The organism is Gottfriedia solisilvae (genome assembly GCF_002128405.1).
In the GTDB taxonomy this organism is placed as follows: Bacteria; Bacillota; Bacilli; order Bacillales; family Bacillaceae_G; genus Gottfriedia; species Gottfriedia solisilvae.
This window is the reverse complement of record NZ_NETJ01000011.1, coordinates 22,680-42,082: the sequence shown is the minus strand read 5'-3', so window position 1 is coordinate 42,082 and position 19,403 is coordinate 22,680. Positions and strand designations below refer to the sequence as shown.

Sequence of the window (19,403 nt, the reverse complement as noted above, 5' to 3'; positions counted from 1 at the left end):
CAAAAAAGAAAGAGTGTCTGGATAGACACTCTCTATTTTTATTCTGTAATTTTTGGTTCAGTTGGTTCATCGTCCTTTTTAGGAGCAATGTTAACTTTAACCTCGTCAGTAGAAGCTGTTGATGTAGGAAGTGTACCTTGTTCCCAAAGACTCTTAATTCCTTTAGCATCTAACGTTTCTACTTCTAATAAAGTGTTAGCAAGTAAGTCTAATTTATCGCGGTGCTTCGTGATAATATCAGTTGCCTTTGCGTAACAGTCTTTAATAATTGTTTGAATTTCCACGTCAATTTCATAAGCAATCTTATCACTGTAATTTTGCTCATTATTAAAGTCTCTTCCAAGGAATACATTACCTCCTTGAGATTGACCGAACTGAAGTGGACCCAATTTATCACTCATACCAAATTCAGTAACCATACGACGAGCGATACCTGTTGCACGTTGGAAGTCATTATGAGCTCCTGTACTTACTTCACCAAATACTACTTCTTCAGCTACACGTCCACCAAGTAGACCTGTAATTTTATCTAGTAATTCTGGCTTCGTCATAAAGTATCGATCTTCTTTTGGTAACATAACTGCGTAACCACCAGCTTGACCACGAGGTACGATTGTTACTTTGTGTACCATTTCAGCTTCATCAAGCACTTGGCCAATTACTGTGTGACCAGCCTCGTGGAACGCAACAATTTTACGTTCTTTTTCAGATATGACTTTGTTTTTCTTAGCAGGACCAGCAATTACTCGGTCAGTTGCTTCGTCAATATCAAGCATATCAATTTTCTTTTTATCACGACGAGCTGCTACTAAAGCCGCTTCGTTTAATAAGTTTTCTAAGTCAGCACCAGAAAATCCAGGTGTTCTTTGCGCAATTGCTTTTAAATCTACTTCAGGATCTAATGGTTTGTTTCTTGAATGAACTTTTAATACTGCCTCACGTCCTACAACATCTGGACGGTCAACTGTAATTTGTCTATCAAAACGTCCTGGACGTAATAACGCTGGGTCTAATACATCAGCACGGTTTGTTGCAGCAATGATAATGATTCCTTCGTTTGCACCGAAACCATCCATTTCTACAAGTAATTGGTTAAGTGTTTGCTCACGCTCATCGTGACCTCCACCTAATCCAGCACCACGTTGACGACCTACTGCATCAATTTCATCAATGAAAATGATACATGGCGCATTTTTCTTCGCATTTTCAAATAAATCACGAACTCGAGAAGCACCTACCCCGACAAACATTTCAACAAAATCAGAACCACTGATTGAGAAGAATGGCACGCCAGCTTCTCCAGCTACAGCTCTCGCTAATAATGTTTTACCAGTACCTGGAGGTCCTACTAAAAGTACCCCTTTTGGTATTCTTGCGCCAAGTTCTGAGAATTTACGCGGATCTTTTAAGAATTCAACAACTTCGACAAGCTCTTGTTTCTCTTCATCTGCACCTGCAACATCTTTAAAACGCACTTTTTTCTTTTCATCATTATAAAGACGTGCTTTGCTCTTCCCAAAGTTCATTACACGGCTTCCGCCACCTTGAGCTTGATTCATCAAGAAGAAGAACAGAATGAAAATGATAACAAATGGAATAAGTGAAGTAAGGATTTGTACCCAAGCACTAGTAGTTTCAGCTTGATTTACTTCTACTTTACCCTTAATTCTTTCCTTTGCTATTGCCTCGTTAATTATTTTAGTTGTTTCATCACTAATTGGAACTTGAGTTTGGAATTGTTCACCTTTTTTCGCACCAACAAATTGACCTCTTACTATGTATACTCCATTTTTTGGTTGGGATGTTAATGACTCAACTTCACCTTGCTGAACAGCAGTATAAAATTTATCGTAACTTACTTTCTTTACTTGAGATTCGGACCCATTGAAATATGTAACAACGCCGATCACAACTAAGAAGATTAATATGTAAAAGACTGTATTACGGAAAATTCGATTCATTCCAAACCTCCTCTCTTTCGATTTGATTACTTTATATAGTAGCATAGTTATACTATGTAAACAAACGAATAAAACTTGACTTATTTCGTATAAACTTCAGGCTTTAAAACGCCAACATAAGGCAGATTTCGATAACGTTCGATATAATCTAAACCATATCCAACTACGAAAGCATCAGGTACTTCAAAACCTACAAGATCTGCTTCAATGTTTGCTTTACGACCGCTTGGCTTATCTAATAAAGTTACAATCTTTACTGTATTAGCTTTACGGTGTTTAAATAATTCAACTAAATAGTTTAATGTAAGACCACTATCAATAATATCTTCTAGAATAACGACATCTCTTCCTTCGACAGAAGTGTTTAAATCTTTGACGATTTTTACCTCACCAGAAGAAACTGTGCTATGTCCATAACTTGAAACGTCCATAAAATCGATTTCAATATATGTATCGATATGTTTAATTAAATCAGACATGAAAGGAAGAGCACCTTTTAAAACACCCACTACTAGTGGAAAGCGATCTTTGTATTCTTCTGTTAGGACTTTACCTAATTCTTTCACTTTTTCTTGAATTGCCTCTTCACTAACTAATACTTGTTGAATGTCTTGTTTCATTTTTTCCTCCTAGAAACTCTTTGAAACGACCTGTATTGCAATAAGTGGTTCATCAACCGGAAAATTTCTTTCAAAAGCAGATTTTTTTACGAATGGAATCCAAAGTATCTGATCTTGACTATCGGTAATAATCGGCCATTCATTGCGTAATGATAGTTTCATTTTTTCATCAATAAATATATCTTTTATCTTTTTTGACCCATTCATACCCTTTAATGACATTCTGTCACCATTCTTTCTATTTCGAACGATGAGTGGAAAAGATACATCTTTAACTGAGCAAATAAACATATCATTTTTTGAGTCATGATATTCGCTTATATATTCAATTTTAAACGTAAAACCGTTTGGGGTTTCATATATACCTGGCTCGTGAATTGAAATAGTATAATATTTCACATTCACATCCGTGAAAGCAAATGAACATTCATCATAAGAGCGTGTTACGATTAAACCTTCAGGTAAATGCTGTTCCCAAGCAGTTTTTCCGTCCTTCAACAAAGTCAGAATTGAATTTATATGACCTTGTGTCAAGCCATTAGGGATATGTAGGTAAACATATTCTAATATTAGTTGAATACATCTTCTTTGTAAAGATATAGGCATTTTTAATAACAGTTCTATATCAATAGTAACTGCTTGTTTTTGTTTATTTTTTATAACTGTATTCAAAGCTTCTACAGATAATTCCATTAAATAGTGCTCATCTTCAAGAAGTTGTCTACTAAACGTTTGAAATCGTTTATGAGCTATTGGGTTCTCCTCAAAAATAAATGGAAGTACTTGATGTCTAAAGCGGTTTCTCGTATAAACGTTTTTAGCGTTGCTCGGGTCTTGACGAGGAGTTATTTGATGGTCTTGACAATAAGAAATTAAATCGTGTTTTCTAAGCTCCAAAAAAGGACGTATAATCTCTCCTGTACTAAATGGACGTCTTTCTCTTATACCAGCATAACCTACTGTAGAACTTCCCCTAACAAGTCTCATTAATATCGTTTCAATCTGATCTTCACCATGATGACCGAGCGCTAAATAGTTTGCATGATACTTCGTCATGATTTTATCAAAAAATTGATATCGACAATCTCTTGCAGCTTGCTGAGAGCTTAAACCAGTTTCTTCTATAAATTGATTAACATTTAGCCTCTCGCCTTCAAATACAACATTGTTTAGGAGACACCAGTTTCTTACATATTCTAAATCGTCTAATGACTCTTGTCCCCTAAACATATGATCTACATGAGCAACGACTAATGAGAAATCATACTCTTCTCTTACTGATGAAAATGCATGAGCCAAAGCCATTGAATCTGGTCCGCCAGAAACACCGATGACAATACAACTTTTTGATGGAATTCTATTTTGTTTGATAAAATCATTCAATTGATTAATAACCATTTATTCCTACTCCTAATGAAAAGCAAAATTATATATATATGTTATCATTACTACACTTGGAGTACTATGATTAAAGCTGATAATAAAAATACAAGGCATAAGCTAAACCTAATAGTAAAACAATTGTTGAGGTTTCAAACCAATGGCTTCTTTTTTTCTTTTGCATCACTTTAACTTGAGTTCTAGTTGCCGCTTGACCGGATCTAGTTACATTTGGAGTCTTTGCATTTGATGTTTTAGATACTTTTTTCATTTGATGATTTCTTTTCGTAATCCTCTGTTCATGCATTAATAAATCCTGCTTCATTTGGTCGGCGCTTGTATATTTGCCTTCTAATCCCTTTAATAAAAATTCTTTATAAGGTTTTAGTGATGGCGTTTGATAAATAACTTGTTCAATTTGTTTAATGCCTTGTCCATTTTTCAAAAATTGCTTTTTAGAATGTAAATTAATAAAAATCATCGATACAGAAAATAAATCATAGGAGACCTCTGCTTTCCTAGAGCCTAATCCCCAATATCCTCGATCGAAAAACTCCGTAAATTCTTTTACTGCACGTCCCATTTGAGTTACGCCACCAAAATCAATCCACTGAATTTTATAGGGCTCTTTAGTGACTAGTAAATTGTCGGTCTTTAAATCTCCAAAAATATATCCCTTATCATGTAGTTTCGATAATAAAGATAGAAGTTGGATGATAAAAATACTGCTCCATTCCATTCCATTTCGTTCAATGAATTGAGGCAAGCTAACCCCGTTAACATATTCCATCACATAAAAATAATAACTTTCTTTCGTATATGGATCTATATAGTCATCCACATCTATAAAAGAAGGCCCGAGGAATGAACCTTGGACCTTTGTAATTTTTTTAAGTACATTTACTTCATTCGTTATATTTGTAGAATCTTTACTCAACTTTAATGCAATTTCACCGTTTTTAGATAAAGCCAGATATACGGTACCATTTGCCCCGTTTCCTAATAGACTCTTAATTTTATATTGATTTTTATTCCACTTACCAGTAATTAGAGTACCTGCCGCTAAATTAATCTGCCCATTCGATTGATTGTTCATCATCACCATCGTATTTACCCCTACTATAGCTTTGGTCATTAAAATAATTTAGAGCTTCTCGTAAAGCTGGACCAGTCGGTGTTAGTCCACCCATTGTTAACTTAGGAAAAATTGTATTTAGCTTTTCCAACTTAGGCGTCCAGTCGAGTATTTTATCAACATCATTATGTTTCCCTGGAAATATAAATAATGAAAATGCATTATCACCAGTTCGTGAATTTAAGCTGATTTGTAGATCAAACAATGATTCTTTAACAGTTTCTAACTTATCTTTCATACTAGCACTTGTATCTACTAAAATAATAACTTCTAAACTAACGGTTTCTCCAATATCTTCAACAACCTCATAAACCTCTTCACGCTTTGATGGAGGAAGTGATTCAATTGAATTACTTGAACCTAATATTTGTTTTAATTCCTTATTAACAAAACCTTGAATTGTCTGTGTCATTGCTTTTCTTGTAACCATTTGAACTGTTTGAGAGAGTTGCTTTGAATAAACGATTTGGCTAATCCCTCCACCAGCAATTGCAATATCTTCTATTTCTTTTAAACCATCCCCACTTTTAGATTGTTCATCTAAAATTCCGATAACATTTACTGTAATGCCATATTCTTTTGCTAAGCTAGCTACCGCTAATGGATCTTCCCCGTGGTTTGAATAACCATCAGTAATTAATAGAATTTGTTTTAACTTTCCCTTATACATACTAAATCCCCTCCGCATAAAAGTTGTTACCATTTTGTCCAAATATGGGAGGGGATAAACCTTATATAATTTTATTTACTACGCCATTGCACTATATGAAGCAATAGAAGACCATTTAGGCATATTTCGTTTAACAACTGCAACGACTACAGTCATATCATCATTGATATCTCCAGTATTTGATCGAATAACCTCCTCTAGTAGTAATTCAGCTACTGCTTGAGGGTCATCCGTTTCTAATTCACTTACTTTGCGTTTCATCCACATTTCATAATTTTCTACATGTCTAGGTCCTTCAAAAATTCCATCGCTCATCATGATTAATAAATCACCAGCTTTTAATTGTTCGCTAACAACTTCTACATCAAAGTCATCAATAATTCCAATAGGAAGATTACTTCCTTCTATTTTGATAACTTGTTTACCTCGCTTAACAAAGCTCGGCGATGAGCCAATTTTTAAGAATTTTGCTGATGCATCATGTAAATCAACCATCGCTAAATCTAATGTAGCAAATACCTCCTCCGTTGTACGTAAGGATAGTATTGAGTTAATTGATTTAATCGCAACTGTTTCTTCAATACCAGAGTTTAATATTTTTTGTAATAGCTTTAACGTTTCATTGCTTTCAATATGAGCCCGTTCGCCATTACCCATTCCATCACTAATTGCAATTGCATGTTTCCCTGCACCTACATCCATGATTTTAAAGGCATCTCCGGAAATGAATCCTCCACCTTTTGCAGCAGTGGCTACTCCTGTTTCAATGACATAGGCTTTGTCAGATCCAAATGTAACCAAGTAATGTCCACTATTCGGAATTGCAGCCGATTCTTCTTTTAACACGACAATCGTCTCTTTTAAAATATCTGATAAAATAGGCGCAATTAATTTTTGACATTCACCATACTCATTCTCAAAAGGTATAAGAATATCAATATCTATATTTCCTTGCTCTAAATTGTAAATTTCAACTTGGCTTACATCGATTCCAAAGTTTAGTAATGCTTGAAGAATTTGATCTTCTTGCAATTGGTGATTTTCTTTTTCACGTTGGATTTCTTGTGCAAAATCAACCATTACTTTCGAAACGCCTTTTAATTGTTCCGCTACTAGTCTTCTACTTTCTTGGACTTGCTTCTTTAGTCGTTGATTAGCTCGGAAATAAAACACTTCTTGCTTCATCAGGTCAGCCATTTTTGAAGAACGCTGACAATACTTTTCCCACTCTCTCATAAATTGACCATTTTTAATGAGCTTGTCCTTCTCAACAAGATCCATCATATTTTCCATGTATTGATATGTGCGATCACCATGATTTGACCAACAATGATCTTTCTTTAAACAACTATTACAGCATTTGTTTGAAATACTGCAAATAAACAACTCTTCATCCGTTAATTCATCTTCTATTTTAGAAAATTGACTTGGTTGAGAAAAACTTGCTGATAATGCTTCGAATACATTCGAAAACTGATTGATTCTATTAGCTGTTAAATCACGTATTTTGCGAAGGTATTGTTGTTGGTCTGTAGAATGTTCTTCTGTACCTGGAACTAACTTCGCTAATTGCTTTAACAAAATTGTAGGCGTTAAAATAAACAACAAAATTGCTATAACTGATTCTATGATTGAAAAGATGATATCAGATTGCTTTTCAGCATAGAAGCTAATTAAGCAAGTGCCTATTAGAAGTCCCGCTGATGCGCCAAGACGTTTGCCTTCTTTTAACAAACCCCCTAATAATCCAGAAAATGCTAACAAGCTCATTTGATATAAACTTGATACACTTGCAAGGCTTAAAATTAATCCAGTTACAACACCAACAGTACATCCAACCGTTCCGCCTGCAACAAACGCAAAAACTAAAACGATATATCTCGTAACGATATGCTGAATTGATAGGTCTTGGATATACCAGTCAGTTGTCCCCGTCACAACTGAAGCTAATAAAATCACAAGACAGACAATTTCCTCAACACCTAAAAGTTGTTTTCTTTTTGGTATGGCAAGTAAAGGTACACTTTGGAAAAATATCATCGTTAAGATAAAGCTTAGTCCAGCTTCAACCGATGCCATTAAGACATCATACATTAATACTTCTTGCTGGAAAGCATATGAAATTAGTAAGTGACTTAGAAATACTGATAAAAATACTTGAAATGGAACAAGTCCTACATAATGACGTTTAATTCTTGAAAAGAAAATATTGAGGATAAAGAACAATATGACTGTGGAAAACGCATAGCTAGCAGTTTCGAGCGAGACAGTTGCTGCTCCTGCCATTAGTGCGATAAAGGCTACACCAGTACGTTCGCGTTTCATCATATAAACAGAGGCAAAAAACGGTAAAACAAATGGGAGAATATTTGATAAAATCAACGCACGTCCTAATAGAAAACCAGTTATAAAGATTAATAGCCCCCAATCAAAAAGTGCTTTTTCTAACTTAGGCTTTATAGACTTAGAGGACTGCCGAAAAATAGATTGAAATCCGTTCATAGGGATCAAGCTTGGTGAAGTATTAGAAGATCCTCTTTGTAATTTAGACATGTTCCCACCCCATCCGATTTAGTTTATGTCCATATTTTAACTTGTCCCATTGCAAGATTATGTCAAAATGACAAAGGATAATAAAAGTTTCCTTCGACGCAAAAAGCTTTAACCTACAACTGTTTTACAAATTATGAGAAAACTTAGCATCAGAATTACTCTAATCAAGTAAAAGAAGCGCATTTCATAAATAATATGTCTATAAAAAAATAGAATAGGAATTAAAAAGTAAGGTTATGGGAATGTGAATTACTTAATAGATTTCACGGGCAGGCGCAAACCACCTGAACCAATACTAGAATTAGGATAATTATTTACCATCACAAGCAGTTACACTTAGCTAAGAATAAATAAAAAACGTCTAGCCTCTATTTGAGGCTAGACGTTTTATTTCTAGAAGATATGACCCGTACGGGATTCGAACCCGTGTTACCGCCGTGAAAGGGCGGTGTCTTAACCGCTTGACCAACGGGCCGTAAAATATATGGTAGCGGCGGAGGGAGTCGAACCCACGACCTCACGGGTATGAACCGTACGCTCTAGCCAGCTGAGCTACACCGCCATATTATTTAAACGACAAGATTTATAATAGCATGGGTAAATATACCCGTCAATATATTTTTTTCATAGATTACATGTTTTTTAACTTTCATTTCATCCCTTATAATAACTGATTCCTTACATACAAAAAACGCACTCAATTACTGAGTGCGTGTTCTATATAATCAATTATGTCCTGACAAGGTAGCAAATTAACCTCGACGAGCTCCACGACCACCGCGCTTAGATTCTGTGTTGCGTTTTAAAGAAGCTAGGCGATCTTCACTGTCTTTTAAAAATTTACTCATTTTTTGATCAAATGTTTCTTTAACTGGACGTTGATCTGAACGATTTTGGTTTTTACCACGGTTTCCACCGCCACCGCCACCATATGCAGGTCTACTTGTGCGAGGTCTTTGCTCACGCTCTCCCTCTTTCACTGGTGGACGTTCTTTTGCTTTTTTAATTGAAAGTCCAATTTTACCGTCCTTTTCAACATTGATAACTTTTACTTCGACTTCATCGCCAACTTTTAAATGTTCATTAATATCTTTAACATAGTTGTCAGCTACTTCACTAATGTGAACAAGTCCAGTTACTCCTTCTGGTAACTCTACGAAAGCACCAAAATTTGTAATTCCTGTAACTTTCCCACTTACTTTGCTGCCTACCTCAATTGACATAAAAAAAATGCTCCTCCTTAAGTTGTATAACTGGATTTACTATATTATATAAAATAATAAAATCAAGTGTCAATGAAACGATAATTACTTAATATTGGGAAAGATGATTTCTCCCTCTTTTGAAAAAAATAAATTTTTTCGTGCCATTTCAATAATGAACTCATCATCACTCAATTGGTTGATTAAATGATTAGAGTCCTCGATTTCACTTTTTGTATCTTTTAACTCTACTGATGCTTGTTGTAACTGATTCATTTTTGAAGAATAAAGCAGCTGTTGTGATTCAAAATGCGATTGTAATAATAAACATATAGGTATAGCAAACATAAAGAAACATGAAACACGCATGAAAAACTTCTTTATACTCCTTTTATTAGGAATATCGAATTGCTCCTCAACTAAAACAATTTTCTGTTTAACATATTCTTGTCTAGTTACATCCAACTTCCTAGCATGCTCCACTTATTTCTTCCTCCTATCTAAAAGGTTCTTTGCTTTTTTAATAGTAGTAAGGAAGATATTCTTTGATTTTTCTAAAATCCCTTTAAATCGTCCTAAATAGTTTTTGACTTGTTTTGGCACAAAAAACCAACATACTCTGACGAAAAACATTAAAATTGATAGGACAACGTTGTAAAGTAAATGGATTAGTCGAATAAGGACACCATAAATAAATAAAAGAATGACAATCACAAGCTGAATTAGCCACTTAATTGGTATGACAATCAATACATTAATAATCTTCACGATTATACGGTACAATCTAATCACAAGTTGTATCGCAAACTCAAGAATTTTTTTATAAATAGATTTTAGTAAGCTTTGATAAGCAGCAAAACCACATAATAACGCTAAAAGTAGATAAAAACGCAATGCTCCCTCATTCACCAAATATAACACATAAAAAACTAGTAATGACTGAAAGATCCAAAACAAAATATCCGTACCAAAAACAAGATATTTATTACTTCTACCTCGATATAAAAAACGATGGTATGTATCTAGCGCCATACCAAGGTAAGCACCCATACCAACCATCGCCACCATAGAGTAAAACTGAACGTTTAAGCTCATTTAAATAGCTTGCTAAAGATTCCTTTAGCTTTCCCCGAGTTATATTCATCGATATAACATAATTCGTTTATTTTCCCTTTTATTGCAACATGTCCTTTTTCTACATCGAGGTTTTTCATTTGTAGATTATGGCCTTTAATGTGCAAAAAACCTAATGTTGTTTCTAGTAAAAACTCTTCGCTATCGAAGCTTTCTACTTGTTTTACACCAGTAATTTCTAGATATCTTCTACTCTTTAGCGATAAATCCTGTTCAATTAACTGATTTGTATTTTTCGCATTCAACTCATACGGATTATTATTCATAACGTCCCTCCATATACGTAAACATACTTGTATGAATGTAAATTCAATACAGCTTTATTTGTACAAGTATATGAAGGGACAACTATTTTAGAACAAGCTATCAGTTAGTTTTTCTTCACTAATAATTGAATACATCGCATCCGCTTCTTCTTTGCGGACTGTTTCTTTTAATAAATTAATTTTTGCTGTAACAATTTTTTGTCCAAAGCGAATCTTCAACTCGTCTCCAACTTTTACTTCAGTAGAAGCTTTGGCAACCGTACCATTAATTGTAATTCTTCCTTGATCGGCTACTTCTTTTGCAAGTGTACGTCGCTTAATAATTCTTGACACTTTTAAAAATTTATCAAGTCTCATCTATCTCTCACCTTACTTTCAATTTACTCTAGCTCTTTTGCTTCATTCCAGAATTCATCCATTTCCTCAAGAGACACATCTGAAAATGTCTTATTTATTTCGTTCAGTTTTGTTTCGATAAACTGAAAACGTTTTGTAAATTTCATATTGGTTTTTAAAATTGCTTGCTCAGGATTTACATCAATAAATCTAGCTAAATTAACGATACTAAATAGTAAGTCACCTAATTCAGACTCTATTTTTGACTGTTCCTTTTGCTCAATTGCTGCAAGTACTTCGGCTAGCTCTTCTTTGATCTTATCTACAACTGGCGGTAACTCTTTCCAATCAAATCCTACTTTTGCTGCTTTGCTTTGTAGCTTCTCTGCCTTAAGTAAACCTGATAATTCTTTTGGAATACCAGATAGAATCGTTGTAACAGCTTCACCTTTTTCAGCTTGCTTTAATTCCTGCCAATTTTTTAATACTTCATCTTCATCTACTACATTCACATCTGAAAATACATGTGGATGACGGTAAATTAGCTTACTTACTAAGCCTTTAATGACATCTTGGATAGAGAAATAACCTTCATCCTCTCCAATTTGAGCATGTAACATCACTTGAAGTAGTACATCCCCAAGCTCTTCTATGATGTGATCATCATCTTCCTCATCAATTGCTTCAAGTAGTTCGTATGCCTCTTCTAATAAATATTTCTTTAAAGATTCATGCGTCTGCTTTTGATCCCACGGACACCCTTCAGGGCCCCTTAATGTTGCAATTACAGAACGAAGTGTTTCAAATTGATGATATAAATCTGCTTCATGCTTTACTGGCGGTACATACACGCTTGTTAAGTTATTGATTGATGTATCACGATCTAATTCGAATAAAGGCACTGTTCTAATTTGCTCAGATTCACTACCTGCTGCAGTCACAATCGTTACCTCATAATCATCAGGTAGTTGCTCCATTAGTTTTAATTTTGCATGAGAAGCTGTCATTTGATCATAAACCTGGCAAATAATTAAATGCTGTCTAAACGTTATGTATTCTTGCTCTAAATCAGTGGCATCAACGAATTGAAAGCCTTCAATTGGATCAATTTTCAAGCTAGTAAACATCGCATCTAAAAAGCTTTGTCCACCTTTAATATCTATTTCTACTTTTCCTTGATTAGATAATTCAATTAACAATTGAACTGTTTTCTCTGCTACAAGAGGGTGCCCAGGTACTGCATATGTAATTGGTTTTTCCTTAGATTCTGTTACTAAAGAGTTCACAATTTCTTGATATACTTCCTCAAACTGATCATGCTTTTCATATACAGCGTCATAAGACTGGTATGTAAGTCCCTCTGCCTCTAATTCTTGAATAACAGGATGGTCTTTTGTTCGTAAAAATAGATTTTCAGTCTTTTGTAGTATTTTATAAATCCCTAACGGCAACTGATCTAAATCACCTGCTCCTAGGCCTAAAACTGTAATCTTGTTCATTTTGCTCCTCCTGTTCTTTTAAGAGAGCCATTTTTGTAATTTTTTACTTTTTATTAACGAGCTCAGCTCTTCAACTGTAAATAGTTTTATTTTGATTAAGACGATTGTAAAAACAATTGCGCCAACGCCTGCTGATGTTAAAGCTTCAACTAGCATACGTAAACGAAGCGGATTGATAAATAATGAATACTTCTCATAAATATATTCATATCCAAGGACAATGTAATACATAATCACCAGGGAAATTAATAGCTTCAATATAAACTTTAATCCAAAGAATTTTACTTTTGAGAGTTTATATATATAAGCTAAATTTAAAATTGTTACAATGATTAAAGCAATAACTGTTGAATATGCCGCTCCTTTAGAACCAATTTGCTCCATTAAAATAACATTTCCGATGAATTTTACACATCCACCTGCGAATACATTTAATGCTGGAATCAAACTTTTACCTAGACCTTGTGCTATAGATGAAGTTGTAATTGAAATACCTGCAAAAAAGATTGATATACATAAAATCGACAGTACATCTGTACCTAAATCATTTCGATAAAGCATAATATTTGTCGGATGAATGATGGAAACCAGCCCAACAGTTGCAGCAGCTCCAACTACAATACTCACTCTAATTGCCGCTGAAATTCGGTTATTGATTGAAGAATGTTCTTTTCTAACTAACTCCCTCGATAAATACGGTATTAAAGCTAATGAAAATGAAGAAGCAATTACTGCCCCTAGTTGAATTAACGGAAATCCTCGATCATAAATACCTTTAACTAACTTGGCTCCTTCTACATGATATCCATATTGCACTAAAAGTGGATAAAAGGAGATTGAATCGATAAATTGTATAAATACGAGTACTAAGCTACTTAAGCTAAGTAGTATACCTTGATATAAGATTGTTTTCAGTTCAAAACGATATTTCTTTACTAAACTGAAAGATGGGATCGTTAAACCGGAACCTTTGAAAGATACCCAGTAAAAGAAGTACAATATTGCAGCGATACTTCCCAATATTGAGCCTGAAACTGCGCCAGCTCCTACAACATAAAGATTATCTGTAGTTTGCATTAAATAAATTGATAGTACTAAAATCGTTACTACACGAATTAATTGTTCAATTACTTGACTGATAGAAGTAGGTCCCATATCCCCTAAACCTTGATAGTAGCCTCGGAAGGCCGAGGTAATTGGAACAAATAAGAATCCAACACTCACAACTCGAATCAGCATAGCAAGATGTTCGTCACGCATAAACTGCGCTATGCTATTACTTCCTATGTAAAGAGTCAAAAAACATAAGGTACCAATTAATAAAAGCATCATAAAAGTCGCATACACTAGCTCTTTGGCACCCTTTTCATCTTTTTTTGCTAATCGTTCAGCTACATAAGATGATAAAACTAAAGGAAAACCATAAGTAGAAAAAGCTAAAGCAATTGCATAAACAGGATACACCTGTTGGTAAATATAGTAACCTAAATCACCAGCAATATTTTGATATGGAATTTTATAAAATGCACTTAATACCTTTGATAATAAAGATGCAATTGTAATAAATAAAGCTCCTTGTAAGGCTGCTTTTTGCTTAGCTTTTTGCAAAAGGATAACAACTCCTTTGATAGATGGTTCACCCTTTAATGTATTACATTATTGGGGTTTATGTAAAGAGTTGCCAAAAGAAAAACCATTCCTGTGCCAAATCCGGCAATAGAATGGTTTACTTTTTTGTTTTTTCTAGTATCGGCGACTAGCTAAGCAGTCGCTTCCACTTTTCGTACTGTCTAGTTCCGGCTCCTAACTCCTCTAGGTCATAAGCCAAGCTCCAATAAAGGTTAAAAACCAACCTTTATCAGACCTTGTCTTATGCTTGTCGGAGCTGAACAGTCGCCTCCACTTTTCTATTTCACTGCTCCATTTGTCTTGCTAAGAAGTTTGTTGCTGTGTCGATTGCTTTTTTCTCGACATCTGTAATCGTTTTGTCTTTGGAGAAGATAACTACTGCTCCAATAGGGTCACCGCTTGCGATGACAGCTCCTACGGCATAGGATTGGTATTTTTCAATTACACTTTCAATGAAAGAAGCTTCACCAGGCTCACTTATTACTTTTGAATTTCGTTCAGCCATGATTTTTTCAATAATATCACCAATATTTTTGTTTAAGTATTCTTTCTTAGAAGCCCCCGCAACTGCAACTACTGAATCACGGTCACTAATGATAACAGTGTGACCAAGTGTATCGTATAATGCATCTGCATACTCCTTAGCGAAATCACTTAATTCACTAATAGGTGAATATTTCTTTAAAATTACTTCTCCATCTCGGTCTACAAATATTTCTAATGGATCACCTTCACGGATTCGCAAAGTTCTCCTGATTTCCTTGGGTATTACTACTCGACCTAAGTCGTCAATACGTCGTACAATTCCTGTTGCCTTCATACTTACAAAGCGCCTCCTCACTTACTTGCTTGTCTACGTTTATGAAAGAGAGTGACAATGAGGTAAGGTCACCCTTAATTAATGATAGTATCCTTCACAACTTCCGTTCTATACAAAATAAGTGAGATTTTTTGACACCTTTACTAAATTTATAGTAGTGTAAGCACATTTTGGTAACTTTTCTTTATTTTTAGGATGTGTTGTTAGCAAGTTTTGGTTATAAGTCAGGACCAGAAACTACTTTTGTACGTGACTTACGAATATCAAAAAATATTTCGTTAAGCATTTACGCTTTCTTTTTTCACATTTTTAAGCCCTGTTATTAATCCTTCAAGTGTCGTTAACCAGTCCGCTGGTTTTTTCCCTTTAACATCTAGTGTAATTTTTAGTTTGGTACCATCCATGCCAAGTCCAATTCCTCTTCCGTAAGAATTGCAAAGCTTGAATAGTTTTCCGCCATCAATATTTGCACTTGCTGCTTCTGAGAAGTATATACTTACCTCTGATTTAACTTGCTTAATTAGTTCAATTTTCTCTGCATTTGCTAATAACTTAATATGTGCAACCTGACATAAGTAACCAACTTCTACAGGGAATTCTCCAAAGCGGTCCATCAGTTCATCTTGAACATCATTTAATTCATCAAAAGTCTCAACTCTTCTAAATTGCTTGTACATTTCAATTTTTTGCTTACTGTCTTGAATATAAGTATCAGGTAAATATGCGTCTACCTCGATATCAATTTCAACAGTAATTAAATCTTCCTTCTTAACGCCTCTACGTTGCTCAATTGCATCCTTCAGCATTTGTGAGTATAAGTCAAATCCGACAGAGTCGATAAAGCCGTGCTGTTGTGCCCCAAGAAGATTACCTGCTCCACGTATTGATAAGTCACGCATGGCTATCTTAAATCCTGAACCGAGCTCAGTAAATTCTTTAATTGCTTGTAGACGTTTTTCTGCAACCTCAGTTAAAACTTTATCTTGTTTGTAAGTAAAATACGCGTATGCAACACGGTTTGATCGTCCTACTCGACCTCTTAATTGGTAAAGTGTCGATAATCCCATTCGGTCGGCATCATATACGATTAACGTATTTACATTCGGTATATCTACACCAGTTTCAATGATCGTTGTACTTACAAGAACATCATATTGTCCATCTAAGAAGGCATACATAACTGATTCCAGTTCTCCTTCGTTCATTCGACCATGAGCCACGGCTACTTTCGCGTCAGGAACTAGCATTGAAATTTGTTCTGCCATACGCTCAATATCTTCTACACGGTTGTATAAGAAGTAGATTTGACCGTCTCGGGACAACTCTCTTTCTATTGCTTCTCTAACTAGTGCTGCATTGTATTCAACAACATAAGTTTGCACCGGGAAACGATTTTCTGGCGGTGTTTCAATAACAGATAAATCCCTAACACCTAGCATAGACATGTGTAGAGTACGTGGGATAGGTGTTGCTGTTAATGTTAATACGTCAATATTAGCTTTTAACTGTTTAATTTTTTCTTTATGTGAAACGCCAAATCGTTGCTCTTCATCAATTATCAATAAACCTAAATCTTTGTACACTATGTCCTTTGATAATAATCGATGTGTTCCAACTACAATATCAACAGAGCCTTCTTTTAACCCCTTCATTGTCTCAAGTTGTTGTTTACGAGAACGGAAACGATTTAGTAATCCAATATTAATTGGGAAATCTTGAAATCTTTCACGTAAAGTTTCAAAGTGCTGTTGTGCCAAAATAGTAGTTGGAACTAAAAATGCTACTTGTTTTCCTTCTACAATCGCTTTAAAGGCAGCACGAATTGCCACTTCAGTTTTTCCGTAACCTACGTCACCACATAATAAGCGATCCATAGGACGTTCTCTTTCCATGTCTTTCTTAATTTCATTAATAGATCGAATTTGATCGTCAGTCTCTTGATATGGGAATGAAGATTCAAACTCTTGTTGTTCTAGTCCATCTGGAGAGAAAGCATATCCTCTTGATGCTTCTCTTTCTGCGTATAATTTAATTAAATCGTCCGCTATATCTTGAACAGAGCCTTCAACTTTTTTCTTAACCTTTTTCCAATCTGACCCACCAAGCTTGTAAATCTTAGGTTCTTTACCTTCAGAACCTACATATTTTTGCACTTGATCAATTTGTTCAATTGGAACAAATAACTTATCATCACCATGGTACCTAACGTGTAAATAGTCTTTATGAATGCCATTTATCTCAAGTGTTTCAATTCCTAAAAACTTACCAATACCATGATTAACGTGTACAACATAATCCCCGACTTTAAGTTCAGAGTAATTTTTAATTCGTTCTGCATTTGATAGTTTTGTATTAACTCTTTTTTGTTTTTTCGCTTTCTTTGTAAAAAGTTCTCTCTCAGTAATTAAGACGAATTTTTCTAATGGGAGTTCAAAACCTGAAAGGAGTTCACCCTTCATAATATACACTTCGCCGCTCTTAATCTGCTCAATGGAAGATACAATTTTGCCTTCCATTTTATAATCTTCTAAAATATTTTCTATTTTAAAAGTTCTTTCGTCACTTTCGCCGAGCATAACAATTGTATATTTGTTTTTCTTCCAGCGATCTAATTCATTTTTTAACAAATTCATTTGCCCATGAAACTCTTGCGTTGACTTACATTGAATCGACACAACTTGTTCAGGGTGTGTATGAGGAACTCTTCTAGGAAATAGACTAGTATGTATTTGTTGGCGCTTTCTAGACTGAAGCAACTGGAAAAAATCATGAGAGAAAGTGACACCTTGTAGTGCATTTCCTTCAGCTAACAACGATGTATACCACTCAGCCTCATCTTTTTTCATTTGTTCTACTACTTCATGAACCCTTGATATCTCATCAACGATTACGATTGAGTCATTTGGTATATAATCTAGTAAACTAAATTGTTTTTCATAGATTAAGCCAAAATACTTATATATTTGGTCAATTAATTGACCTTGTTTTAACTGCTCAATATCATATGTCACTTTTTCAACTAAAGTCTCTTTTAATTGTTTGTCAGTAGTTTTTGAAAGTGTTGATTTAAACGCATCTTCAATACGCTGAACGCCTAATTGCAAGTCAGCTTTAGGGATAATTCTCTCTGTTGCTGGTCCAATCTGAACAGTTTCGTACTTATTGATTGACCTTTGGTTATCTGGAGAAAAAGATCGAATCGAATCTATTTCAGTATCAAATAATTCTATTCTGATAGGATCCTCATATGTTAGTGGATAAATATCTAAAATACCTCCACGTACGCTGAACTCACCTTTACTTTCTACCATTCCAACTCTTACATATCCCATTTGAACAAATTGAGATACTAGTGTCGTTAAATCTATTTCCTCACCTAGTTCAAAATGAAGCTGGTAGCTTGCCCATAGCTCTGGAGATGGCAAATAGCCTACTAAACCTGAAACAGGCGTTACGATGACTGATGCTTTATTAGCCATTAAACTATTTAATGCTATTAATCTTTGTGATCTTAATTCGGGACTCGAAACTGCGATTTCCGAAGCAATCAGTTCATTTGCTGGATACAAGAAAACCTGTTCTTCTCCCAATATAGACTTTATATCTTCGAACACTTTTTGAGCTTGTAGAAGATTATTCGTTACGATTAATTGGGTCTTTTTAGTTTCTTTATAAACTGCTCCAGCTAATATGGTTTTAGCAGAGCCAGTTAAATTGGTAACTAATTGCTCTCTTAGTCCGTTTCTTAGTCCGCTTATTATTTTTTTTATATCATTATACCGGTTAAATTGTTCAATTAAACCAATCACGAAGTCAATCTCCCCTAACAGTCAATCTAAGTCTATTTCAAAAAACATACCCTTAGTTGAAACATATTTGTCATTATTCGAAATAAAAAACAGAAAAACGCCTCAGGTAGGTACCAAAGGCAATTTAATGTATGAAATTTTTATATTGATGGTAATGTGGGTATTCTGAAAGTGTCATTTCACAATCCTCGCATACAATTTGAAAAACTTGGTTAGGAGATTGAATAAATTTTACAAAATCACTTAATTCCGCTTCAAATGAATGGCAATAATAAGAGGTTAATTGTAGTAATTGATTCTTTTCAAGTCTACCTATTACCGTGTTACAGTATCTACACTGACATTCTAATAATTCCAAGACATGATGCCTCCATACGTCAATAAAATTC

16 protein-coding genes and 2 tRNA genes are annotated in these 19,403 nt (G+C 34.6%); all 18 read right to left on the bottom strand.

Going from position 1 to position 19,403, the window contains the following annotated elements; translation table 11 throughout:
- Positions 1-38 precede the first annotated feature (38 nt).
- Positions 39-1,961 (bottom strand): ATP-dependent zinc metalloprotease FtsH, encoded by a 1,923-nt coding sequence (gene ftsH, locus CAB05_RS21190; protein WP_088004074.1) that lies wholly within the window; start codon positions 1,959-1,961, stop codon positions 39-41.
- 80 nt (positions 1,962-2,041) lie between these two features.
- On the bottom strand, positions 2,042-2,581 hold the full coding sequence (gene hpt, locus CAB05_RS21185; protein ID WP_088004071.1) for a hypoxanthine phosphoribosyltransferase: 540 nt from the start codon (positions 2,579-2,581) through the stop codon (positions 2,042-2,044).
- Between the two features lie 9 nt (positions 2,582-2,590).
- On the bottom strand, positions 2,591-3,979 hold the full coding sequence (gene tilS, locus CAB05_RS21180) for a tRNA lysidine(34) synthetase TilS (RefSeq protein WP_088004069.1): 1,389 nt from the start codon (positions 3,977-3,979) through the stop codon (positions 2,591-2,593).
- Positions 3,980-4,049: 70 nt separating this feature from the next.
- Positions 4,050-5,066, bottom strand: a complete 1,017-nt coding sequence (prkT, locus tag CAB05_RS21175) for a serine/threonine protein kinase PrkT (RefSeq protein WP_158093327.1) — start codon at positions 5,064-5,066, stop codon at positions 4,050-4,052.
- The gene (locus CAB05_RS21170) at positions 5,029-5,784 is read right to left on the bottom strand and encodes a VWA domain-containing protein (protein ID WP_488168254.1); all 756 of its coding nucleotides are present in this window, start codon (positions 5,782-5,784) and stop codon (positions 5,029-5,031) included. The genes prkT and CAB05_RS21170 overlap by 38 nt, the downstream gene beginning before the upstream one ends.
- A gap of 60 nt (positions 5,785-5,844) precedes the next feature.
- A complete protein-coding gene (gene spoIIE / locus CAB05_RS21165; protein WP_088004061.1) occupies positions 5,845-8,319 on the bottom strand; it encodes a stage II sporulation protein E in 2,475 nt (824 codons plus the stop codon).
- A gap of 403 nt (positions 8,320-8,722) precedes the next feature.
- Positions 8,723-8,794: transfer RNA gene (locus CAB05_RS21160), tRNA-Glu, on the bottom strand.
- Positions 8,795-8,804: 10 nt separating this feature from the next.
- Positions 8,805-8,881 (bottom strand) — tRNA-Met (locus CAB05_RS21155).
- 190 nt (positions 8,882-9,071) lie between these two features.
- A complete protein-coding gene (locus tag CAB05_RS21150) occupies positions 9,072-9,542 on the bottom strand; it encodes a S1 domain-containing RNA-binding protein (protein ID WP_088004059.1) in 471 nt (156 codons plus the stop codon).
- Positions 9,543-9,626: 84 nt separating this feature from the next.
- Positions 9,627-10,004 carry an FtsB family cell division protein gene (locus tag CAB05_RS21145; RefSeq protein ID WP_088004057.1) on the bottom strand — a complete coding sequence of 126 codons (378 nt, stop codon included), beginning with the start codon at positions 10,002-10,004 and terminating at the stop codon, positions 9,627-9,629.
- Positions 10,005-10,616 carry a spore cortex biosynthesis protein YabQ gene (yabQ, locus tag CAB05_RS21140; RefSeq protein WP_088004054.1) on the bottom strand — a complete coding sequence of 204 codons (612 nt, stop codon included), beginning with the start codon at positions 10,614-10,616 and terminating at the stop codon, positions 10,005-10,007.
- Entirely contained in the window at positions 10,613-10,921 is a 309-nt protein-coding gene (gene yabP, locus CAB05_RS21135) for a sporulation protein YabP (protein ID WP_088004052.1), read from the bottom strand. Before yabP ends, yabQ begins: the two co-directional genes overlap by 4 nt.
- Positions 10,922-11,008: 87 nt before the next feature.
- Positions 11,009-11,278 (bottom strand): RNA-binding S4 domain-containing protein, encoded by a 270-nt coding sequence (locus tag CAB05_RS21130; RefSeq protein ID WP_088004050.1) that lies wholly within the window; start codon positions 11,276-11,278, stop codon positions 11,009-11,011.
- A 23-nt stretch (positions 11,279-11,301) separates the two neighbouring features.
- Positions 11,302-12,756 (bottom strand): bifunctional methyltransferase/pyrophosphohydrolase YabN, encoded by a 1,455-nt coding sequence (gene yabN / locus CAB05_RS21125; RefSeq protein WP_088004048.1) that lies wholly within the window; start codon positions 12,754-12,756, stop codon positions 11,302-11,304.
- A gap of 18 nt (positions 12,757-12,774) precedes the next feature.
- Entirely contained in the window at positions 12,775-14,364 is a 1,590-nt protein-coding gene (locus CAB05_RS21120; RefSeq protein WP_088004046.1) for a putative polysaccharide biosynthesis protein, read from the bottom strand.
- Between the two features lie 304 nt (positions 14,365-14,668).
- On the bottom strand, positions 14,669-15,205 hold the full coding sequence (spoVT, locus tag CAB05_RS21115; protein ID WP_088004044.1) for a stage V sporulation protein T: 537 nt from the start codon (positions 15,203-15,205) through the stop codon (positions 14,669-14,671).
- Positions 15,206-15,483: 278 nt separating this feature from the next.
- A complete protein-coding gene (gene mfd / locus CAB05_RS21110) occupies positions 15,484-19,014 on the bottom strand; it encodes a transcription-repair coupling factor (protein WP_088004042.1) in 3,531 nt (1,176 codons plus the stop codon).
- Positions 19,015-19,138: 124 nt separating this feature from the next.
- Positions 19,139-19,372 carry an anti-sigma-F factor Fin gene (locus CAB05_RS21105; protein WP_158093326.1) on the bottom strand — a complete coding sequence of 78 codons (234 nt, stop codon included), beginning with the start codon at positions 19,370-19,372 and terminating at the stop codon, positions 19,139-19,141.
- Positions 19,373-19,403: the final 31 nt, after the last annotated feature.